Raw genomic sequence first — 19,561 nt, 5'->3', positions numbered from 1 at the left:
ACCACCGCTGCGCGCGGCAGTAGGAGCGTGACGTGAATTTAAGGCAACGACTGATCCCCTATTTCATCGCTGTGACTTTTCTTTTCTCTGGGCTGTCGGCGAGCGCGGCGGAATTCAGTGCATCATTTAAAGGCACTGACATTCAGGAATTTATTGAAATTGTGGGCCGTAACTTAGAAAAGACCATCATTGTCGATCCCTCCGTGAGAGGCACGGTCAACGTCCGCAGCTACAACACGTTGACCGAAGCGCAGTACTACCAATTTTTCCTCAATGTCTTGGAAGTATATGGCTTTGCCGTGGTGGAAATGGATAACGGTGTCGTCAAGGTGGTACGCGACAAAGATGCCAAAACGTCGCCCGTGCCTGTGGTGGGTGAAGCCGATAACGTGGTGGGCGATGAAGTTGTCACGCGTGTGGTCGCGGTAAAAAACGTTTCGGTGCGTGAACTGTCCCCTCTTTTACGTCAGCTTATCAACAATGCCGGCGCCGGCAATGTGGTGCACTACGATCCGGCTAATGTGATCATGATTACCGGACGTGCAGCGGTGGTGAATCGCTTAACCGATATTATTCAACGTGTTGACCAAGCCGGTGATAAAGAGGTTGAGGTTGTGCGCCTAGAGCACGCCTCTGCCGCTGAAATGGTGCGTATTGTCGATGCACTGAATGAGCGGGACAATGCCAACACGCGCCCTGAATTGCTTGAACCGCGTATTGTCGCCGATGAGCGTCTAAATGCGGTCTTGGTTTCGGGCGAGCCAAAAGTGCGTGAGCGGGTGAAAAAACTGATCCGACAGTTGGACAAAGAGATGGCGACGACCGGGAATAGCCGAGTGATTTACTTGCGCTATGCCAAAGCGGACGAGGTGGTCGATGTGCTTAAAGGGGTGTCGGATAATCTGCTGGAAGAAAAAGAGAAAAAGAGCAAGCCAGGCTCGACACAACAGACGGTGCAGATTTCCGCCCACCAAGGGACCAATGCGCTGGTGATTACCGCGCCGCCCGATATATTGAAAACCTTAGAGAGCGTGATTTCTCAGCTTGATATTCGCCGTGCGCAAGTCTTGATTGAAGCACTGATTGTGGAAATGTCCGAATCCGATGGGGCCAATTTAGGGGTGCAATGGGGGTCGCTCGAAAACGGGGGCATTCAGTTTAATAACACAGGGGTGGGGGTTTCGAGTTATCTTGGCGGCCAAGAAGCCACCAAAGATAGAACACGTACCGAAACTCGAATCATCGATGGAGTTGAAACGCCAGTCGAAGTGACTGAATCGGGTGATTACTCGGCGCTCAATGAAGTCTTGGGGGGGCTAAATGGCCTCGCGGCTGGGGTGATCATGGGCGATTGGACGGCATTGGTGACAGCAGTGGCCTCGAACAATGAATCCAATATTCTGTCTTCGCCCAATCTGATGGTACTGGATAACCAAGAAGCCTCGTTTGTGGTGGGGGAAGAGGTACCCGTCATCACCGGCTCGCAAACTGGCTCGAATAACGATAACCCGTTCCAAACGGTCGAGCGTAAAGATGTTGGCATCAAGCTGAAGGTGACCCCTCAAATCAATGAAGGATCGGCGGTGCTATTGGATATCGAGCAGGAGGTGTCTAACGTACTTGGCGCGAGCGGTGCTGTGGATGTGCGCTTTGGCAAGCGCCAGTTGACCACTTCCGTGATGGTAGGCGACCAACAGATGATTGTGCTAAGTGGTTTGATTGATGAACGCACGGTAGAGAGTGAGTCCAAGGTCCCTGTACTGGGAGATATTCCCGTGTTAGGTCACTTGTTTAAGTCGACCTCGACCCAGACTGAAAAGAAGAACCTGATGCTGTTTATCAAGCCGACCATTATTCGTACCGGCTTAACAGCGGATGGCGTGACGCAGCGTAAGTACAACTATATTCGAGCTGAGCAGCTGTTACGGGCACAAGACGGCGTGAAGCTGATGCCGGATGCCGAAAAGCCGGTGCTGCCAGATTACAACAGCGAGGCAGTGATGCCTGCCGAGGTACGCGCGCTAAAAGCGGAGCTAGCAGGATGAGTGATCGCGCGACAGAGCTCAGCCGAGATCCGGACGCTCGTTGGCAGTTGCCTTTTGGCTTTGCCCGCCGTCATGGGGTGATATTACTCAATGACACTGAGCCTGCACGCCTACTGTGCTTGTCGTCTGTGACACCGAACACCCTTGCCGAGGTTCAACGGGTGTTAGGAAAAAGTTGTGCCCCTGAAATTGTGTCAGACAGTGACTTTGACCAACATCTCACCCGTTTGTATCAACGCGATAGCGCAGATGCTCAACAGCTAATGGCCGATATTGGCGCGGATGCAGACAGTGATGATTTTTTCTCTCTCGCGGAGGAGTTGCCTCAAAGTGAAGACCTGCTGGAATCAGAAGATGATGCCCCGATCATCAAGCTCATAAACGCGATGATGGGGGAAGCGATCAAAGAAAGTGCGTCTGATATCCACATTGAAACCTTTGAGCATGCGTTATCGATTCGTTTCCGTGTTGATGGTGTGTTACGAGAAGTCCTCTCTCCGAGTCGTAAACTGGCGCCGCTGTTAGTCTCTCGAGTGAAAGTCATGGCCAAGCTGGATATTGCCGAAAAGCGCGTGCCGCAAGATGGTCGTATTTCAGTCCGTATAGGTGGCCGTGCGGTCGATGTGCGGGTGTCGACCATGCCTTCATCACACGGTGAGCGTGTGGTGATGCGTTTACTCGATAAGAATGCCGTACAACTTGATTTAGCCCAACTTGGCATGGCACCAGCGCTTCACCAAGGCTTCCGAACCCTTATTCACAAGCCTCATGGTATCTTACTGGTCACCGGGCCGACCGGGTCGGGGAAATCCACCACCTTATACGCAGGATTACAAACCATTAACAGTGAGGATCGGAATATCCTCACCGTTGAAGATCCGATCGAGTTCGATCTGGCCGGTATTGGCCAGACCCAAGTCAACCCGAAAGTCGATATGACCTTCGCTCGCGGTTTGCGTGCGATGTTGCGTCAAGATCCTGACGTGGTGATGGTGGGGGAAATTCGCGACTTAGAAACCGCGCAAATTGCGGTTCAAGCCTCCCTGACCGGCCATTTGGTGATGTCCACATTACATACCAACACTGCCATTGGCGCGGTGACGCGCTTGCGCGATATGGGGATTGAGCCTTTCTTGCTTTCATCATCGCTACTTGGTGTATTGGCGCAGCGCTTGGTCCGTACCCTGTGCGAACACTGTCGAGTGCCCTATCAAGCCGACGAAACGCAGCAACAATTGTTTGCAGATGTGGGGCTTGCCAATCAAGGCGAAACCATCACCTTATATAAACCAAGTGGTTGCGAGCATTGTCACCAAAAAGGCTACCGCGGCCGCACGGGGATCCATGAGTTGTTGACCGTGGATGAGAACGTACAAGCACTGATTCACCATGATGCCGGTGAGCATGCCATCGAGGAGGCGGTGCGGGCGCAAAGCCCCAGTATCCGCTATGACGGCTTGGCCAAAGTGCTGAACGGGGAAACCACCCTGGAAGAAGTGATGCGAGTGACCAAGGAGAGTTAATGGCCGCCTTTGACTACCAAGCACTGGACGCACGAGGACGCAAACGCAAGGGCGTGATTGAAGCCGACACGGCACGCCAAGCGCGGCAACAATTGCGTGACAAGGGCTTTACTCCCCTCGATGTCCAGGCCACTACCCGTAAGCGTGCGACACAAAAAAGTACGGCTTCTCAGCCGCTTTTTCGTCAGCGCGGGCGCGGTATTAGCACCCAGGAGCTGTCACTGATCACCCGTCAGTTGGCGACCTTGATTGAGGCGGCGATGCCTCTCGAAGAGTGCTTAAAAGCGGTGGCAGAGCAGGCCGAGAAGCCGCGAATTGGCAGCATGATGACCAGTGTGCGCGCGCGAGTGATGGAAGGGTATACACTCGCCGATGCGTTGGCGGATTACCCCAATGTCTTTGACGAACTCTACCGGGCGATGATTTCAGCCGGTGAAAAAGCAGGCCACTTGGGCACCGTCCTCGAACGCCTTGCGGACTATGTGGAAAACCGTCAACGCATTCAAGCCACTTTGTTACAAGCCATGCTGTATCCGGCGATTTTGACATTTTTCTCGGTACTGATTGTCGCCTTCCTGTTGGCCACCGTGGTACCTGATATCGTCGGTCAATTTGTCCAAACGGGGCAATCACTGCCCGCATCAACCCAATTTCTCTTAAACGCCAGTGACTTTATCACCCAGTGGGGCGTGTGGGTGGTCGGTGGGCTGGTTCTTGTCAGTATGGGGATTCGTCTATTGCTGAAAGACACCCAGCGTCGTCTTGCCTGGGATAAGCAAAAGCTTTCTCTGCCCATTCTTGGCCGTGTTGCTCGCGGCCTCAATACATCGCGTTTTGCTCGTACCTTAGCGATTTGCACCGCCAGTGCGATTCCCTTGTTGGACGGAATGAAGGTTGCCGCGCAAGTGATCACTAACCAGTATGTGCGCAAACGGGTATTAGAGGCCGCCGATAAAGTGCGTGAGGGGGCTAGCTTGCGTGTTGCGCTTGACCAATCCGGGCTGTTTCCGCCGATGATGCTACATATGATTGCTAGCGGTGAGCGCAGTGGCGAGCTGGAGCCGATGCTCTCACGCGCAGCCGATAACCAAGACAAAGATTTTGAGGCGCAAGTCAATGTTGCCCTGGGAGTATTTGGCCCGTTAATGATTGTAATGATGGCCGGGTTAGTGCTTTTTATCGTGGTGGCCACCTTGATGCCAATTATTGCCATGAATGACATGGTCGGTTTGTGATTTTATGAATTTTAACAAGGAGAAAGAAATGCGTCGTCAACAAGGTTTCACGTTGCTCGAAGTCATGGTGGTGGTGGTGATTATTGGCCTGCTAGCCAGCTTTGTTGCCCCAAACTTGCTGGGCAACAAAGACAAAGCCGCGGTGAAAAAAGCGGTGGCGGATGTCAGTGCGCTTGAAAATGCGCTGGATATGTACAAATTGGATAACAATCAGTACCCCACCACCGATCAAGGCTTAGACGCGCTAGTGACCCAGCCACAAAGTGATCCGGTCCCCCGTAACTACCCCGCGCAAGGTTACATCAAACGTCTGCCGCAAGACCCGTGGAACAATGACTATCGCTATGTCAGCCCAGGCGAGCACGGTGTTGTTGATATCTTTTCTTTAGGCGCTGATGGCCAAGAAGGTGGGGAAGGGGTCAACCAAGACATTGGTAACTGGAACCTCAACGAGCTGCAATAACATGCGTCAAGCGGCCGGCTTTACCTTATTAGAGATCCTGCTGGTGGTCGTCATCGTCGCGGTGAGCACCTCAGGCGTGATAATGGTGATGCCTGAGCCGGCGGACACTCGCACACAAGAAGCCGGGCAAGCACTGTATCAGCGGATGAAGCTGTGGGCAGAGCAAAGTTGGTTGGAAGGACGCACCTATGGCGTGCGTATCGAACAACAGCGCTATCAACTTTTAGTGTTGGGACAAGAGCAATGGCAACCTGTTAGCAGTGACCGCTGGGCGACCCAAGGCCGCCTGCCAGAGCAAAGCCGCTTTGTCTTAACCATGGATGGCTTTGGTTGGCAGCAACAAGATAGGTTGTTCGAGGATAAGCCGCTGTTTGAGGATTTATTTGACGAAGACGATGAGCAGGCGGTGGCGCCACCGCAAATCTGGCTACTGCCCAATGGTGAGCTGACACCGTTTACCCTGATGATTGAAACAGATGGCCGTGCGGTCTGGCAGCTCAAAGCGAATGAACTGGCGCAGTTTACCTGGCAGCGAGCAGGAGAGGGTGATGATGTTAGTACGCGCTAACTCGCAGCAGGGAATGACCTTGCTTGAGGTCTTAGTCGCGGTGGCGATCTTTGCCGTGGCGGCGCTGAGTGTGATGAAAGCCACTGGACAGCACACCCGCTCACTGAGTCGCTTAGAACAAAAAACCTTAGCCGCTATGGTGGCGGATAATCAACTCGCCGAGGTGGTGCTCAGCGCTAAGGTGCCAGATAAAGCCACACAAGGTACCACCGAGATGGCGGGGCAACAATGGCAATGGCAGTTGGTGCCAGTCGCCACAGAAACGGGCCAGTTACGTGCGGTTGATATGTCAGTGGCTGCCGCCGCAGAGACCGATAACCCGTTAGTGACCGTGAGGACCTATGTCGCCACGCGTTGAACGAGGATTTACCTTATTGGAAGTGCTGTTGGCGTTGGTGGTATTCGCCAGCATTAGTCTGACCGCATACCAAGTACTGCAAACCGTGCAGCGCAGTGACGAGCAGTCTCAGCAGGTGGGTGAGACCTTACAGAAGCTGCAGCGCGCGTTGGTGATCATGGACAGTGACTTTCGTCAAATGGCGGCAAGACGTCAGCGGGTCGAAGGACAAGCGCCAACAGAGCAGTTGCTGATCGCGGGTTCAGAGGTATTACAAAGTGATGGGATGGGCGTGCGCTTTACCCGCACGGGCTGGATTAACCCACAAATGCGCTTTCCACGCGGAGAAGTGGTAGCGGTCGGGTACCGTCAGAGAGATGGCAAGCTGGAACGCTTGCGCTGGCGTTACCCAGACCAAGCCGCGAGTGATGAACCCGCGGTGGCGACGCTGCTCAGTGATATTGATGATTTGACCTTTCGCTTCTACGTCAAACAGGATTGGCAAGACAGTTTTGATACCAAACATGCATTGCCGAAAGCCGTTCAAGTGCGCTTTACCCATCCTCGCTACGGGCAGTTAGTGCGCACTTATCTCGTGGCGGGGCAAACCTTGCCGGCACCACTGCAGCGGGAGGCACAATGAATCGTCAGCAGGGCGCCGCCCTTTTGGTGGTGATGATGATCATGGCGCTGATGACCGCGATTGCCGGAAGCATGGCGGCGCGGTTATACACCAACTACCACCGCGCCGAAAACCAGCTGCATTTTCAGCAAGCGTATTGGTTTGGCAATGCGATTGAAGGCTTGGCGGCATCGGTATTGCGCGAGAGCTTAGCAGGCAGTGAAACGGTGAACTTAAGTCAAACCTGGGCAGAGCCCGCTCGAACCTTCCCGCTGGATGGTGGAAAAGTAAGTGGACACTTACAAGATGCGAGCGCCTGTTTTAACCTCAATAGTTTACAGTTACGTGGCGCCAAAGTGGGTGGGGCGACACCTTATGAGGTCACCGTATTACGGGCGCTAGTGGGGCAGTATGTGGAAGAGGATTATCAAGCGGATGTGATTGCTCAGGCAAGCCGTGATTTTATTGATGAAAACAATCAGCTGGATCAGTCTCTCGGGGCGGAAGACGCGCATTATGAAAGCGTGCAGCCTGCGTATGTGACGGCGGATGCTTTGCTGGCCGATGTGAGTGAGTGGCGTGCGGTGCGCGGGGTGAATGGTGATGTGTTTCGGCGCGCCTCGCCTCAGCTTTGCGCGTTGCCTAGCGCTGAGCTTAAGGTCAATGTGAATACCTTAACCGAGAAGCAAGCGCCTTTGCTTTCAGCCCTATTTACCTCCGCGTTACCGGTGGAACAAGCCCAGCAGGTGATTGCCCAGCGCCCGGAGGAAGGGTGGAAAAGTGTGGCCGCGTTTATCGATACCTTGAACCTCACCGAGTTTGATGACGCCGAGCGAGAGCGAGTCGTGTCCCATCTCAGCGTGACCAGCGAGTTCTTTTTATTACAAGCCGATGTGCAGGTGGCCTCTGCCCAACGTCACATCCAGGCACTATTGCACTATCAAGACGATGGCGAGGTTTCTGTTTTGCGCCGTCGGTTCGGAGGAATGCGTGAGCGAGCGACTGATAATAAGGATCAGTGATGCCAGCCAGCCCATTTATTGGGCGCAGGTTCGTGCCAGTGATAACCAAGTGGTTGAGAGCGGCAGTTGTCAGCAACTGTCAGCGTTAACCGAGCAAGCACAAACGCGGCGAGTAGTGGTGCTGGTGGACAGCACGTGGCTGACATTAACCTCGGTAACATTGCCCCCAGGCTCAAGGCGCCAACGCGACAAGGTGGTGCCTTACTTGCTCGAGGAAGCCTTGGCGGAAGAGGTGGAAGCAGTACACGTGAGTATTGTTGACACCCAGGCAGACACCGCACATGTCGCCGTGGTAGCGCACCAGCAAATGCAAGCTTGGCAACACGCGCTGGATGAGGCAGGCATTGATGCTCGCCAGTGGATCCCCGATGTGCTTTGTGTACCTTGGTCGTCTGATTCGCTCTCACTCTTGGCATTGGGTGAACAGTGGCTGTGCCGTTTTAGTGCAAATCAAGGCGTGGTAGGCTCGGCGGACTGGCTCGCCTTTTGGGGGCAGACTTGGTGGCAACACCGCCAAGACAGTGAGGAAACCCTGTCACCTGAGCAGGCCGACTCTCTCACTATCAAAGGCTATGGCGACGACAAGCCACAGGCTGACAATCCCTTGAGCGCGTTACCGCTCCCTGTCGAGTGGCAGTCAGATCACGCAATGCATCTATTAGCGGTGCAGAGTCATGGCGTGACGGCAAACCTACTGACCGGCGGATATCGCCCTCAAAGCCAAACCAAGCAGACACTTAGACCCTTTTTGCCCGCAGCCTGTCTGTTGATCGCCATGGCTGGATTGCTTGGTGTCGAGCAGTGGTTGTCGATTCGTGACACCCAGCAACAAGCCCGTGCATTACGGGGACAAAGTGAAGCCCTTTTTCGCCAAACCTTGCCCGAGTACGAGCGGATCCCGACTCGCTCATACATGGTGCGGCAAATGGATGCAGAGATAGCTCGGCTAGAAAACCAACAACATGATGCGGCGCTTTTACCCTGGCTGGTCGAACTGGCTCCTCTACTGGAAGATGTACCTGGTATCGAGCTCGAGGCGCTGCGCTACCAAGCCAATCGAGAAGCCTTGATACTGCGAGCAACCGGCAATGATTTCGCGCAGTTTGAGCGCTTACGTGCCACGTTGAGTAAGCATTATGCGACAGACTTGGGGCAGCTTAATCGCAGTGGTGAGACGGTCAGCGGTGAATTTACCCTAAGGAGCCAATCATGATCGCACGTATTCAGACTCAGTGGCAGTCGATCAGCTTGCGCGAGCAACGGCTCGTGTTGATTGCGGCGGGAGTGCTGCTGTTAAGTTTGCTGTATTGGGGCATCGTGGTGCCGATACAGGCACAGGCGGAGCAAGCGCGCGCCGCATTGGTCAGTGAGCGAAAGGTTTACAATGAGCTACAAAAAAAGCGCAATCACATCATGCAATTGCGCTCACAGTCTGGACGCAGTCGCCAAGTAGTGGCCAGTCGAAGCCAACCGCTCAACCAAGTGATCGCTGCCAGTGCGGGTGAGTTTAATCTTACCATTACACGGTTGCAGCCTGGGGAGGACAGCGTGCAATTGGGGCTCGAACCTCTACCGTTTAATCAATTACTACGGTGGATCGAGCAACTCTCTCAGCTGCATGGCATTCAAGTCGCTCGCCTGAGCACTGAAGCGACCGATACGGCCGGTGTGGTGCAAGTAACCCGACTGCAGCTGGAGCGGTAAACGATGTGGAAGAAAACGCTGATAGGGGTGGGGTGTGTATTGGTTTTCGTTGTGAGTGCGATAGTGCACGCCCCAGCAACACTACTGCGCTTAGCGCCTTTGCCGGCCGAGCTACAGCTGAGTGGGATCAACGGCACCGTGTGGCAGGGGCAAGTCAGGCAACTGCGTTGGCAAGATCAGGCTGTCGGCCCAATACAATGGGAGCTCCATTGGCACCGGTTATTGACCAGCGCCACGCTGGAAGCCGCGATAAAGGTCCAAAGCCCTCAAGGTGTCAGTGGTAAAGGTGTGGTGGGCTTTAATGGCACCGAGCTAACGCTTTCTCAAACCTTGCTCTCTGCTCCCGCGCATCTGCTGACCCGTTCGGTGGCGTTACCGCCGAGTGTGACGATTGATGGCCGGCTTGATGTGATTGTACGCGAGGCGGTGTTGGCCGAGTCAGGGTGTCAGCAGTTAGCGGGGCAGATTCAGTGGCAGCAGGCCGGACTCACCCTGCCCTCAGGGCGGCTCAATGATATTCCATTGCGTGCTTCTCTCGCCTGTGATGGCCAAGGTGTCGCTGCGCAGGGTCAAGGCGATTCCCCCTCGTTGAGTAATAAGTTTTCATTGTCAATTACACCGTCTGGGCGATACTCTGTGTCAGGATGGCTGAAGCCGGGGCCGGCCTATCCTGAGCCGATGAAAGCACCTCTCTCTTGGTTGGGTGCACCGGATAATCAAGGACGCTATCGCTTTTCTTTTCGCGGCTAACAAGGCCTGATAGGCTTATCAAAAAGGGTGGCAAATCACGATATGACGCAGCGTAAACTTCCTTACATTCAGTCTAAGCAGGTGGTCGCCACTTCTCGCTTGTTTAAAGTGGAGTCGCTGGAACTGATTTTTAGTAATGGCGTCGAGCGTACCTATGAGCGGATGAAACCGTCGGGGCGTAATGCTGTGATGATGGTGCCGGTGACCGAATCGGGCGATCTCTTACTGGTACGCGAATATGCCGCAGGCACAGAACAGTATGAGCTAGGCTTTCCCAAAGGACTGATTGATCCGGGTGAAGCGCCCGAGCAAGCGGCGGTGCGGGAGCTGAAAGAGGAAATTGGGCAAGGTGCCCGTGAGCTAGTGCCACTGAAAGAGGTTGTTCTGGCACCGTCGTACTTTTCTAGCCGCATGACGCTGATGTTGGCACGTGATTTGTATCCAGAAAGCTTGGAAGGGGATGAGCCTGAACCGCTTGAAATCATTCGTTGGCCACTTGCCCAAGCGGAAGAGTTACTCACCCACGGTGATTTTTGTGAAGCGCGCAGTATCACCGCATTAATGATGGCGCTGAAGTACTTACAATCTGAGAGGTGAGGCATGGCATTGCCTGAGTTGTTACCCGAGGTGATTGATATTGCTCGCTCTGCGGGTCAGGTTATTTTAGATATTTACCAAGACGGTGATTTTGAAGCGATCACTAAAAGTGACCAAACCCCAGTAACCAGTGCTGATTTGGCGGCACATAAGCTGATCACGGAAAAGCTCACCGCGTTGACGCCAGACATCCCCGTGTTATCAGAAGAAGACTGTGGTGTGCCATTAAGCGACCGTCAGCAATGGCAGCGCTATTGGTTGATTGATCCCCTCGACGGTACCCAAGAGTTTATTGCAGGCAGTGGTGACTTTGCCACTATTATCGCGCTGGTGGAGGATAACCATCCCGTCATGGGCGTGGTCTATGCCCCCGTCTCCGGGGTGACCTACTATGCTTGCCAAGACAAAGGGGCCTGGAAAATCACCCCAGATGGCGAAATGCATCGCATCTCGACAATGAAGCGAGAAGAGACGATTACCTCACTCTCTATCGCCATCAGTCGCCGTCAAGATATTCATGCGGTCACCGAAAAGCTGGCACCTGAAATTAATTATGATTTGGTGCCATTAGGCTCCGCGGCACTCAAAGCCTGCTTGGTCGCAGAAGGCGCGGTCGATTGTTATTTGCGCTTGGGCCCCACAGGGGAGTGGGACACTGCCGCTACCCAATGCATTGTTGAGCAAGCGGGTGGACGTATTCTGAGCACAGAGCTCGGGGCTTTGTCGTACAACGAACGGGACTCATTACAGAACCCTAACTTTATTGTGTTGGGGGATGAGTCGCTCGCGTGGTCGTCGATACTGCAGGCATCGTAATGATTGACGGCACCGTCAGGTGCCGTTTTCTTTTATGACCGGTTCAGAACAAACGATTTAAGCCATTGAGGGCTGCCACCCGGTAAGCTTCGGCCATGGTCGGGTAGTTGAAGGTGGTATTCACAAAATAATCGATGGTATTCCCTTCGCCTTTTTGCTCAAAAATCGCTTGGCCGATATGAATGATTTCCGAGGCGCGCTCGCCAAAGCAGTGAATGCCTAATATTTCGCGGGTATCGCGGTGGAAAAGGATTTTTAAACTGCCGACATCCATCCCCGCGATTTGCGCGCGTGCTAAGTGCTTGAATAGCGATCGGCCAACTTCATACGGGACTTTTTCTGCGGTGAGCTCTTGCTCGGTTTTACCCACTGAGCTGATTTCTGGAATGGTATAGATCCCCGTGGGGATGTGTTCAATCAAGCGCACGTTGGCGTTGCCTTGGCAAATGGCTTCGGCCACCACGCGCCCTTGATCATAAGCGGCACTGGCAAGGCTAGGGTAACCAATCACATCACCGACGGCATAGATATGCCCCACTTCTGTTGCGTAGCTTTCGCTATCAACGTCGAGCTGCCCACGCGAGTTAGGTGTAAGGCCGACCGAGGACAAATTGAGTTTATCGGTATTGCCTGCACGGCCATTGGCATACAGCAGGCAATCTGCTTTCATTTTTTTGCCTGACTCCAGATGCACAATCACGCCATCGTCGGTGCCCTCAATGCGCTCATAGGTCTCATCATTGCGGATCATGACACCACTGCTGCCAAAGTGATAAGACAAAGCATCAGAGATTTCGTTGTCCAAAAACGACAGCAAGCGATCACGGGTGTTGATTAAATCCACTTTGACCCCGAGCCCACGGAAAATAGACGCATATTCACTGCCAATCACGCCTGCGCCATAAATAATCACGTGGCGCGGGTCATGGGCTAACGACAAAATGGAGTCACTGTCGTAGATGCGTGGGTGGGAAAAATCCACGTCAGCGGGTTGATAAGGGCGAGAGCCGGTAGCAACCACAAAGTGATCGGCTGTATAGGTATCAGCGCTGCCATCACTATGATGCACGGTTAAGGTATGCGCATCGACAAATTCGGCGCTACCATGGAGCAGGGTACATTGGTTTCGGTCATAGAACCCTTGGCGCATACGGGTTTGTTTGCCTATGACCGACTCAGCATGGCTGAGAATGTGTGAGAAAGTACTGTGGATACTCTTGCTGTTTTGGGTGTAGATAGGGCTTTGATTGAATTCAATGATCCGGCTGACAGTGTGGCGTAGTGCTTTAGACGGGATGGTGCCCCAATGGGTACAGCCACCGCCAACGGTGCTTTCTCGCTCAATCACTGCCACCCGCTTACCCGCTTTGGATAAGCCCATGGCGGCACCTTCACCACCGGGGCCACTACCTATCACGATCGCATCAAAATGATCTTGCGGGCGAGGGCTCGACTTGCTCATAGGGTTCAGACCTTATTTTCATTATTGCAACATCTATTTATGACCAGTTTAACGCTTATTATCCGTAAGGTTAACTTTTGCGAGCAAATCTGTGTTCAAATCCGCGCCGCCGCGATGGGGAACACTGCCTGGATTGGCTGATTTAAACGCTAAAATTGCGTATAGTGGCAGCATGGTGACCATGGATAGAGTGCGATGGGTATTCGAGCACAACAAAAAGAAAAAACGCGCCGTTCTGTCATTGATGCGGCGTTCAGCCAGCTCAGTGCTGAGCGCAGTTTTTCCAGCCTCAGCTTGCGCGAAGTGGCGCGAGAGGCGGGAATCGCGCCCACCTCTTTTTACCGCCACTTTAAAGACATGGATGAGCTGGGGTTAACCATGGTTGATGAGGGCGGGCTATTGCTCCGTCAATTGATGCGTCAAGCGCGTCAGCGGATAGCCGCGGAAGGCAGTGTGGTGCGTACTTCGGTAGAAACCTTTATGGAGTTTATCGAGAGCAGCCCAAATGTGTTTCGGTTGCTTTTGCGCGAGCGTTCAGGCACCTCTTCGGCGTTTCGTGCCGCTGTGGCAAGGGAAATACAACATTTTGTTGCTGAGTTGACCGAGTATTTACAATCTCGTACGCAGCTCACCTATGAAGAAGCGTACAATCAGTCGGAAGCATGTGTGATCTTGGTCTTTAATATGGGCGCGGAAGCGCTTGATCTCGATCCTCACGCCCGCGCAGAATTGGCCGAGCGCATGGTGTTACAATTACGCATGATAGCCAAGGGAGCTTACTGGTACCGAAAAGACCGGGAGCGGCGAGCCTTACAGGAAAAACTGTCATAAAACAGGTGAAGACATGGAACACGAGCAAGTGAAATCAGAACGTAAATTTTTGCTGCTGGCACTGGTTACCGGCATTTGTGGAAGTGCAACCCTCGCGACACTGTTCGTCAGTGGTGTGGCATTTTCTATTTTTCCCATTCTTGCGTTTGTACTGGCCGTGCACGCTTGCTACCAACTTCACGAACGCCAGCCACTGACGGAAGGCACGCCGCTGATTGCGTTTGCCTGCTTCTTGGTGGGGGCATTTGGCTATTCAGCGTTTATCCGTATGCAAATGCCAGAGCTGGGTGGCAACTTCTTCTCGATTTTGGTTGCCATGGCACTGGCGTTCTGGGTCGGCCACAAACTGGGCTTTTTCAGCCGCAAAGCGAAAAATGATACCGCCTCTGACGTCTAATTGCCTCTAAAACAGCTGTGATTGAAACCCAAAAAAGGCGTCGAGAAGACGCCTTTTTACGTTTATCCGCGCTTGCTTGCCGTGACTATTTGCGCTCTAACCACACCCCTGCTTCGGTATGGTGGGTGAACGGGAATTGATCAAACAGCGCACAGCGACTAATGCGGTGTGTTTGGCTTAGGCGCTCTAAGTTCTCGACCAAGGTCTCAGGGTTACAGGAGATATATAAAATCCGATCGTAACCTTGCACCATTTTGCAGGTTTCATCATCCATGCCCGCACGAGGGGGATCGACAAAAATGGTATTGCACTGATAGTCACTCAGTGTCACCCCTTGATCTTTTAAGCGGCGGAACTCGCGCTCGCCATTGATCGCCTGAGTGAATTCTTCGGCAGACATGCGAATAATCTGCACATTGTCGATGTTGTTGGCGGCAATATTGTACTGCGCTGATTGCACTGAGGGTTTCGCCAGCTCGGTGGCGAGGACGCGGCGAAAGTTTTTCGCCAAGGCGAGGGAAAAGTTGCCGTTCCCGCAATACAGCTCCAGCAAATCACCTTGGCTATCGCGAGTGCAATCGATGGCCCATTCCAGCATTTTCTCCGCCACCGGCCCGTTAGGTTGGGTAAAGCTGTTTTCAATTTGCTGGTAGATCAGCGTTTGACCATCGGCATTGAGCTTTTCTAAAACGTAGTCGCGGTCTAGCACTTTCTTTTGCTTGCGCGCACGGCCAATCAAATTGAGATTAAAGCCCTCATCGTTCAAACGTTGTTTAAGCGCTTGCGCGGCGCTGTCCCACTCTTCGTCTAGCTGGCGATGATAGAGCAACGATACCAAGATCTCACCGCTTAAGGTGGAGAGGAAATCAACCTGGAACAGTTTACGTCGTAAGGCGTCGTTGGGCTTGATGGCCTCCATTAATAGCGGCATGAGGTCATTGATCAAGCGGCTCGCGGCAGGAAAGGTATCGACCCGATACTTCTGCTTGGTCGCAGGATCAAACATGATGTAATACAAGTCGTCGCCTTCATGCCATACCCGAAACTCTGCGCGCATCCGATAGTGGGTTTCCGGTGAGCGAAAGATCTCTAGCTCAGGTGCGTGAAACGGCGCGAGTTGTGCATTGAGTCGTTGGACTTTCTCAGCAAGCTGTGTGTCGTAGTCAACGGCGGTGTGAGCCTTGGTCATGATGGCTGCCTCAGCGATTGGAAAATGAGCGCAGATTTTAGACAAATCCCCAGCTATGTCCACCCTTGCTCACGATTCTCCCTTATTCAATAAGGTTATCAATGGACAATATCCATCTAGACGGCTAATATCCAGGCGTGGGAAAGTGATCCTGTCTTGCTATATGTGACGGGTCACAGGAATGCGGTGAGAGCCCGCAACTGACGCGCAGCGGTGTAAGAGAACGACCCTAACCCGACCCAAGGTCAGACACTGTCGCCAATGCTGATAAATAGTATGCGATGGGAAGTCGTTAGCAGTAGGCGGCGAAAGCCATGCTCTTAAGTCCGAATACAGCCCACAGACGCAGCACGTCGCTGCACATTCTCGCGATAGGAAGGAACAACCAATGAACAAACAGATAGTGGCGAGCCTAGTGGCAGCGTCATTTTTTCCTGTGAGCACGTGGGCCGAGCCAAACACCGAAACGGTGGTGGTGACCGCCAGTCGGTTTGCGCAGTCCGATGCCTCAGTGTTGCAATCGGCAACCATTTTGACGCGTCAAGACATTGCGCGCTTGCAGGCTCGAAGCCTTGTCGATGTATTGCGTACGGTGCCGAGCATCGAGATTGCGCAAAGCGGAGGCCGTGGCCAACTTGCCTCTATTTTTATGCGCGGCACAGAATCAGACCACTCTTTAGTCTTGATTGATGGGGTGCGTATGGCCTCGTCCATCACAGGCTCGGTGGATTTTAATCAGATCCCAGTAAACAGTATCGAGCGGATTGAGATCATTCGCGGCGCACGCGCCACACTGTATGGGTCGAGTGCGATTGGTGGTGTGATCAATATCATCACCAAAACCGATAAAGAGCGAGCCAATGTTTCCGTAACCATGGGCAGTTTGGATCATCATGCTGTTAGTGGCGCATGGGCAACAAAATTGGGCGATAACGGTCACTTCTCTGGCATGGCTGGGTATGAGTCCAGTGATGGATACAATGTTCATCCGACGCCGAGTAACCGTGGCGATCAGCATGGTTTTACTGGCCGCAATGCACAACTTGGATACAGCCATCGTTGGAATGCATCTTGGTCGGCCGATATCACCGGGCGCTGGTACCAGAATGAATACGATTACGATTATTCAGGGAGCTTGAAACATGGCTGGTTAGAAAGCCAAGCACTGGCTGGCAATCTGAATTATCGCTCAGGGGTCTGGAGTGCAACGCTGAGCGGGGAGTTTTCTCAGCGAGATAAGTATGACTACTTTCCTGGCAGTGCGCGCAAGGAGAATAAAAACTCTGATTTGGAACAAGTCTCTACCTCGTTGGGACTCCAGTATCAAGCCTCGGAGGGTTGGCTGCTTGGCGGTGGTGTGGATTATCGACACGATACCTTTAATGAAGGAAGCTTGATTACCAACCCCGATGATATTGCAATCAATCCGCGCGATAACCTGGGCACTTACTTTTTAACGCAATTTAGCCCAGTAGAGCCACTATCTATTGAAGCAAGCGTGCGCTTGGATGATAACGAACAATACGGGCAGCATACGACGTGGCAGACAAGCGCGGGTCTTGCGATAGCGGAAGGGTATCAATTGGTCGCCAGTTATAGCACCGCCTTCAAAGCACCGCTTTTTACTGAGCTTTATGGTCAGTATGGAGATGAAAACTTAAATCCAGATGAATCCGCAAATACCGAGCTTGCTCTGCATGGCTTAACTGCAGACATCGATTGGTCGCTTACCGGCTACATCAACCATATCGATAATATGATTGATTACGATCTCGCGACGAGTAAATATCGCAATGTTGAAGAGGTAACGATTAAGGGGGTTGAATTTATCACTAACTTTGATGTGCGCTCTTTAAATAACCGCATATCGTTAGAATATAAAGATCCTAAAAATGATAAAACGGGCGAGCAGCTAGCTCGTCGCGCCAAACGGGTGGCGAAATGGGATGCATCGTACCAATGGGAGCAGGTGCAACTCGGTACTCAGTGGCAGTATCAAAGTGAGCGTCTTGATTATTCCGGCGGAGATATGTTGGGAAGTTATAGCCTGTGGACGGTCACTGCCTCCTATCGGGCGACTGAAAATCTGACCGTGAAAGGCAAAGTCGATAATGTGTTTGATAAAGAGTATGAGACTGCGGGTGGGTACCCTGCCGCTGAGCGCGCCTATTTTATGACGTTGGACTATCAGTACTAGTGATTGCTTCTCGGCGAAACTAGCTTTCTTCACGCCCTTGTCGTTATGATAAGGGCCTTATTGATTGCATGAGTGTCCCATGGCGCAGCCCAATATTTTGATTTTTGACTCTGGTGTGGGTGGCTTATCGATTTACCAGTCGGTACGAGACCAGCTTCCTGACGCTAACTACACCTATTTGTTCGATAACGAAGCTTTTCCATACGGTGAGTTAGATGACTCGCGCTTGGTCACACGGGTGGCGGCTCAAGTGCGCGCTGTGTGTGCGCATCATGATATTGATATCGTCGTCATTGCATGCAATACAGCATCGACGCTGGTATTACCCACGCTCCGTCAGCAGTTGGCGCTTCCGGTCGTGGGGGTTGTACCCGCGATCAAGCCTGCGGCCGCAATGAGTCAGCAAAAGGCGATTGGCTTATTAGCAACACCCGCCACGGTGGCTCGTCCGTATACCGAACAATTGGTGGCTGACTTTGCCAAAGATTGCCAGGTAGTCTCAGTCGGTACCACGGCACTCGTGCATATGGCAGAGCGCAAACTCCGGGGTGAGGCGGTGAACCAGCAAGATCTAGCGGCGATATTGCGTCCGTTTAAAGCGAGCGTCGATACCCTCGTGCTCGGCTGTACTCACTTCCCTTTACTGCGTGATGAAATTCAATCAGTGGTGGGGGATGAAGTCCACTTAATTGATTCGGGAGAGGCGATTGCGCGTCGCGTGGTCTCGCTGGTGAGTCTAGATAGCGACGCAAGGGCTACCGCAGCGACGTCGAAGCATTGCGCTTATGCGACGGCAACCCCTATTAAAGCCGATGCCTTGGCGGACTTTATCCGATCGATAGGTTTTACGGATGTCAGCTATTCGCCTGCTTTTTTGGCTCATTCGCTTCACGGACTTTAAGTGTCCGCTCACCATAAACATTATTATTGAGCGCATTGATAGCATCGTCGGCATGCCCGGCGGCCATCACCACAAAACCAAACCCTCGGCGTTTCCCCGTCCGCTTGTCTTTCATTAGACGAACGGCAAACACTTCTCCATGTTCGCTAAACAGCGTGCGTACATCATTTTCATTCGCACGATAAGGTAAGTTTCCAACGTATAGCGTTTTACTTTGCGGAGACTCTTCTTCTTTTTCGCTCGACGAGGTAGATGTAAATGGTGCTTGCTCTGGCTGAATAAAGTTGGGCAAAGGAAGATATAGGCAAGCCAGGCCACTAAGTATCGCACCCACAGCAAACGAGAGTGCGGGTGAGCTGACGTCCATCAGGCTGACAATAATTGCGCCAAGGACGGCGATGCAGATGACTAAAGCAAAATTAACTGGTGATTTCATAAGCGTAATTAAATAGAACGATTAAAGTGATGACATGACAACATTTCGGCAATGCATGTCGTGAAAAAGACCAAGAAAACAAGCCAGCGTTACCTTGCGGTAAAGGTCTCGTATCAATAATGTTTCAAATCGCTGGTTATTCATCATTTTAGGTGGATTATTGCTCAGTCGAAATAAAAAACGTAAAAATCCCTTGTCAGTGTGATCCGCGTCGCTATACTACGCCCCACATCGACACGGCAAGCGATTTACTGCCATGTCGAGGCAAAAAATCAAATAAAAATAAACGCTTGACGTGAGTTTTTAAAAGATTAAGATGGCCGACCTACTTAACGCCAAGCGTTAGGGGAGTCAAAAAGAGGTTTTATTTCACCCGGCGGGTTGAAAATAAAAGATAAAATTTCTTCTTGACTTTAACGGCAAGGCGCGTAAGATACGCAGCCCTGACCAAGCGAAGCGCAGCTTC

General features: G+C 52.5%; 20 protein-coding genes and 1 riboswitch. Of the genes, 17 read left to right on the top strand and 3 right to left on the bottom strand.

Annotation, left to right across the window (positions count from 1 at the left end; genetic code table 11):
* Positions 1–50 precede the first annotated feature (50 nt).
* From gspD to cysQ, 13 genes are read left to right on the top strand one after another with little or no spacing between them, the layout of a single operon-like run.
* Positions 51–2,045, top strand: a complete 1,995-nt coding sequence (gene gspD / locus EHW58_RS13440; protein WP_152797040.1) for a type II secretion system secretin GspD — start codon at positions 51–53, stop codon at positions 2,043–2,045.
* Complete coding sequence (gene gspE / locus EHW58_RS13435; RefSeq protein ID WP_152796993.1) at positions 2,042–3,568, top strand: type II secretion system ATPase GspE; 1,527 nt, start codon at positions 2,042–2,044, stop codon at positions 3,566–3,568. The genes gspD and gspE overlap by 4 nt, the downstream gene beginning before the upstream one ends.
* Positions 3,568–4,803 carry a type II secretion system inner membrane protein GspF gene (gene gspF, locus EHW58_RS13430; protein ID WP_152796991.1) on the top strand — a complete coding sequence of 412 codons (1,236 nt, stop codon included), beginning with the start codon at positions 3,568–3,570 and terminating at the stop codon, positions 4,801–4,803. Before gspE ends, gspF begins: the two co-directional genes overlap by 1 nt.
* Positions 4,804–4,807: 4 nt before the next feature.
* A complete protein-coding gene (gspG, locus tag EHW58_RS13425) occupies positions 4,808–5,266 on the top strand; it encodes a type II secretion system major pseudopilin GspG (protein WP_046074434.1) in 459 nt (152 codons plus the stop codon).
* A gap of 1 nt (position 5,267) precedes the next feature.
* Positions 5,268–5,834, top strand: coding sequence for a type II secretion system minor pseudopilin GspH (gene gspH / locus EHW58_RS13420; RefSeq protein WP_172970050.1), 567 nt, complete (start codon positions 5,268–5,270; stop codon positions 5,832–5,834).
* The gene (gene gspI, locus EHW58_RS13415; RefSeq protein ID WP_227486554.1) at positions 5,815–6,192 is read left to right on the top strand and encodes a type II secretion system minor pseudopilin GspI; all 378 of its coding nucleotides are present in this window, start codon (positions 5,815–5,817) and stop codon (positions 6,190–6,192) included. The genes gspH and gspI overlap by 20 nt, the downstream gene beginning before the upstream one ends.
* The gene (gene gspJ, locus EHW58_RS13410) at positions 6,176–6,814 is read left to right on the top strand and encodes a type II secretion system minor pseudopilin GspJ (RefSeq protein WP_077668115.1); all 639 of its coding nucleotides are present in this window, start codon (positions 6,176–6,178) and stop codon (positions 6,812–6,814) included. Before gspI ends, gspJ begins: the two co-directional genes overlap by 17 nt.
* Entirely contained in the window at positions 6,811–7,815 is a 1,005-nt protein-coding gene (gene gspK / locus EHW58_RS13405; RefSeq protein WP_152796987.1) for a type II secretion system minor pseudopilin GspK, read from the top strand. Before gspJ ends, gspK begins: the two co-directional genes overlap by 4 nt.
* The gene (gene gspL / locus EHW58_RS13400; RefSeq protein ID WP_046074430.1) at positions 7,784–9,028 is read left to right on the top strand and encodes a type II secretion system protein GspL; all 1,245 of its coding nucleotides are present in this window, start codon (positions 7,784–7,786) and stop codon (positions 9,026–9,028) included. Before gspK ends, gspL begins: the two co-directional genes overlap by 32 nt.
* Positions 9,025–9,519 carry a type II secretion system protein GspM gene (gspM, locus tag EHW58_RS13395; RefSeq protein WP_046074429.1) on the top strand — a complete coding sequence of 165 codons (495 nt, stop codon included), beginning with the start codon at positions 9,025–9,027 and terminating at the stop codon, positions 9,517–9,519. Before gspL ends, gspM begins: the two co-directional genes overlap by 4 nt.
* A gap of 3 nt (positions 9,520–9,522) precedes the next feature.
* The gene (locus EHW58_RS13390; protein WP_152796985.1) at positions 9,523–10,269 is read left to right on the top strand and encodes a type II secretion system protein N; all 747 of its coding nucleotides are present in this window, start codon (positions 9,523–9,525) and stop codon (positions 10,267–10,269) included.
* A gap of 42 nt (positions 10,270–10,311) precedes the next feature.
* The gene (gene nudE / locus EHW58_RS13385; protein ID WP_046074428.1) at positions 10,312–10,866 is read left to right on the top strand and encodes an ADP compounds hydrolase NudE; all 555 of its coding nucleotides are present in this window, start codon (positions 10,312–10,314) and stop codon (positions 10,864–10,866) included.
* A gap of 3 nt (positions 10,867–10,869) precedes the next feature.
* Positions 10,870–11,682, top strand: a complete 813-nt coding sequence (gene cysQ, locus EHW58_RS13380; protein WP_046074427.1) for a 3'(2'),5'-bisphosphate nucleotidase CysQ — start codon at positions 10,870–10,872, stop codon at positions 11,680–11,682.
* A gap of 43 nt (positions 11,683–11,725) precedes the next feature.
* Here cysQ and sthA read toward each other — a convergent pair whose 3' ends face one another.
* The gene (gene sthA / locus EHW58_RS13375) at positions 11,726–13,144 is read right to left on the bottom strand and encodes a Si-specific NAD(P)(+) transhydrogenase (RefSeq protein WP_077579507.1); all 1,419 of its coding nucleotides are present in this window, start codon (positions 13,142–13,144) and stop codon (positions 11,726–11,728) included.
* Between the two features lie 195 nt (positions 13,145–13,339).
* Between sthA and fabR the strand changes: the two genes are divergently transcribed.
* Both fabR and EHW58_RS13365 read left to right on the top strand, forming a co-directional pair.
* The gene (gene fabR / locus EHW58_RS13370) at positions 13,340–13,975 is read left to right on the top strand and encodes an HTH-type transcriptional repressor FabR (RefSeq protein ID WP_046074425.1); all 636 of its coding nucleotides are present in this window, start codon (positions 13,340–13,342) and stop codon (positions 13,973–13,975) included.
* A 13-nt stretch (positions 13,976–13,988) separates the two neighbouring features.
* The gene (locus EHW58_RS13365; protein ID WP_046074424.1) at positions 13,989–14,372 is read left to right on the top strand and encodes a YijD family membrane protein; all 384 of its coding nucleotides are present in this window, start codon (positions 13,989–13,991) and stop codon (positions 14,370–14,372) included.
* Between the two features lie 85 nt (positions 14,373–14,457).
* On the opposite strand, the gene trmA is transcribed toward EHW58_RS13365, so the two are convergent.
* Entirely contained in the window at positions 14,458–15,561 is a 1,104-nt protein-coding gene (gene trmA / locus EHW58_RS13360; protein WP_077579510.1) for a tRNA (uridine(54)-C5)-methyltransferase TrmA, read from the bottom strand.
* A gap of 178 nt (positions 15,562–15,739) precedes the next feature.
* A riboswitch (cobalamin riboswitch) is annotated at positions 15,740–15,895 on the top strand.
* 54 nt (positions 15,896–15,949) lie between these two features.
* Here trmA and EHW58_RS13355 point away from each other — a divergent pair.
* Together EHW58_RS13355 and murI are read left to right on the top strand one after the other, a co-directional pair.
* A complete protein-coding gene (locus EHW58_RS13355) occupies positions 15,950–17,758 on the top strand; it encodes a TonB-dependent receptor domain-containing protein (RefSeq protein ID WP_152796984.1) in 1,809 nt (602 codons plus the stop codon).
* 79 nt (positions 17,759–17,837) lie between these two features.
* Complete coding sequence (murI, locus tag EHW58_RS13350; RefSeq protein ID WP_152796981.1) at positions 17,838–18,659, top strand: glutamate racemase; 822 nt, start codon at positions 17,838–17,840, stop codon at positions 18,657–18,659.
* On the opposite strand, the gene EHW58_RS13345 is transcribed toward murI, so the two are convergent.
* Positions 18,613–19,095, bottom strand: coding sequence for an RNA-binding protein (locus EHW58_RS13345; protein WP_152796979.1), 483 nt, complete (start codon positions 19,093–19,095; stop codon positions 18,613–18,615). The two genes, murI and EHW58_RS13345, sit on opposite strands and share 47 nt — an antisense overlap.
* Positions 19,096–19,561: the final 466 nt, after the last annotated feature.

This window comes from Salinivibrio sp. VYel1, assembly GCF_009377945.1.
GTDB classification, from domain to species: domain Bacteria; phylum Pseudomonadota; class Gammaproteobacteria; order Enterobacterales; family Vibrionaceae; genus Salinivibrio; species Salinivibrio siamensis.
This window is presented reverse-complemented; position numbering and strand designations above follow the sequence as displayed.

Coding starts and splice junctions, on each gene's coding strand:
- gspI (WP_227486554.1), top strand. CDS start 5,815: ATGATGTTAGTACGCGCTAACTCGCAGCAGGGAATGACCTTGCTTGAG.
- nudE (WP_046074428.1), top strand. CDS start 10,312: ATGACGCAGCGTAAACTTCCTTACATTCAGTCTAAGCAGGTGGTCGCC.
- EHW58_RS13355 (WP_152796984.1), top strand. CDS start 15,950: ATGAACAAACAGATAGTGGCGAGCCTAGTGGCAGCGTCATTTTTTCCT.
- fabR (WP_046074425.1), top strand. CDS start 13,340: ATGGGTATTCGAGCACAACAAAAAGAAAAAACGCGCCGTTCTGTCATT.
- gspJ (WP_077668115.1), top strand. CDS start 6,176: ATGTCGCCACGCGTTGAACGAGGATTTACCTTATTGGAAGTGCTGTTG.
- EHW58_RS13365 (WP_046074424.1), top strand. CDS start 13,989: ATGGAACACGAGCAAGTGAAATCAGAACGTAAATTTTTGCTGCTGGCA.
- gspH (WP_172970050.1), top strand. CDS start 5,268: ATGCGTCAAGCGGCCGGCTTTACCTTATTAGAGATCCTGCTGGTGGTC.
- gspE (WP_152796993.1), top strand. CDS start 2,042: ATGAGTGATCGCGCGACAGAGCTCAGCCGAGATCCGGACGCTCGTTGG.
- gspF (WP_152796991.1), top strand. CDS start 3,568: ATGGCCGCCTTTGACTACCAAGCACTGGACGCACGAGGACGCAAACGC.
- gspK (WP_152796987.1), top strand. CDS start 6,811: ATGAATCGTCAGCAGGGCGCCGCCCTTTTGGTGGTGATGATGATCATG.
- trmA (WP_077579510.1), bottom strand. CDS start 15,561: ATGACCAAGGCTCACACCGCCGTTGACTACGACACACAGCTTGCTGAG.
- cysQ (WP_046074427.1), top strand. CDS start 10,870: ATGGCATTGCCTGAGTTGTTACCCGAGGTGATTGATATTGCTCGCTCT.
- gspM (WP_046074429.1), top strand. CDS start 9,025: ATGATCGCACGTATTCAGACTCAGTGGCAGTCGATCAGCTTGCGCGAG.
- murI (WP_152796981.1), top strand. CDS start 17,838: ATGGCGCAGCCCAATATTTTGATTTTTGACTCTGGTGTGGGTGGCTTA.
- sthA (WP_077579507.1), bottom strand. CDS start 13,144: ATGAGCAAGTCGAGCCCTCGCCCGCAAGATCATTTTGATGCGATCGTG.
- gspG (WP_046074434.1), top strand. CDS start 4,808: ATGAATTTTAACAAGGAGAAAGAAATGCGTCGTCAACAAGGTTTCACG.
- EHW58_RS13390 (WP_152796985.1), top strand. CDS start 9,523: ATGTGGAAGAAAACGCTGATAGGGGTGGGGTGTGTATTGGTTTTCGTT.
- EHW58_RS13345 (WP_152796979.1), bottom strand. CDS start 19,095: ATGAAATCACCAGTTAATTTTGCTTTAGTCATCTGCATCGCCGTCCTT.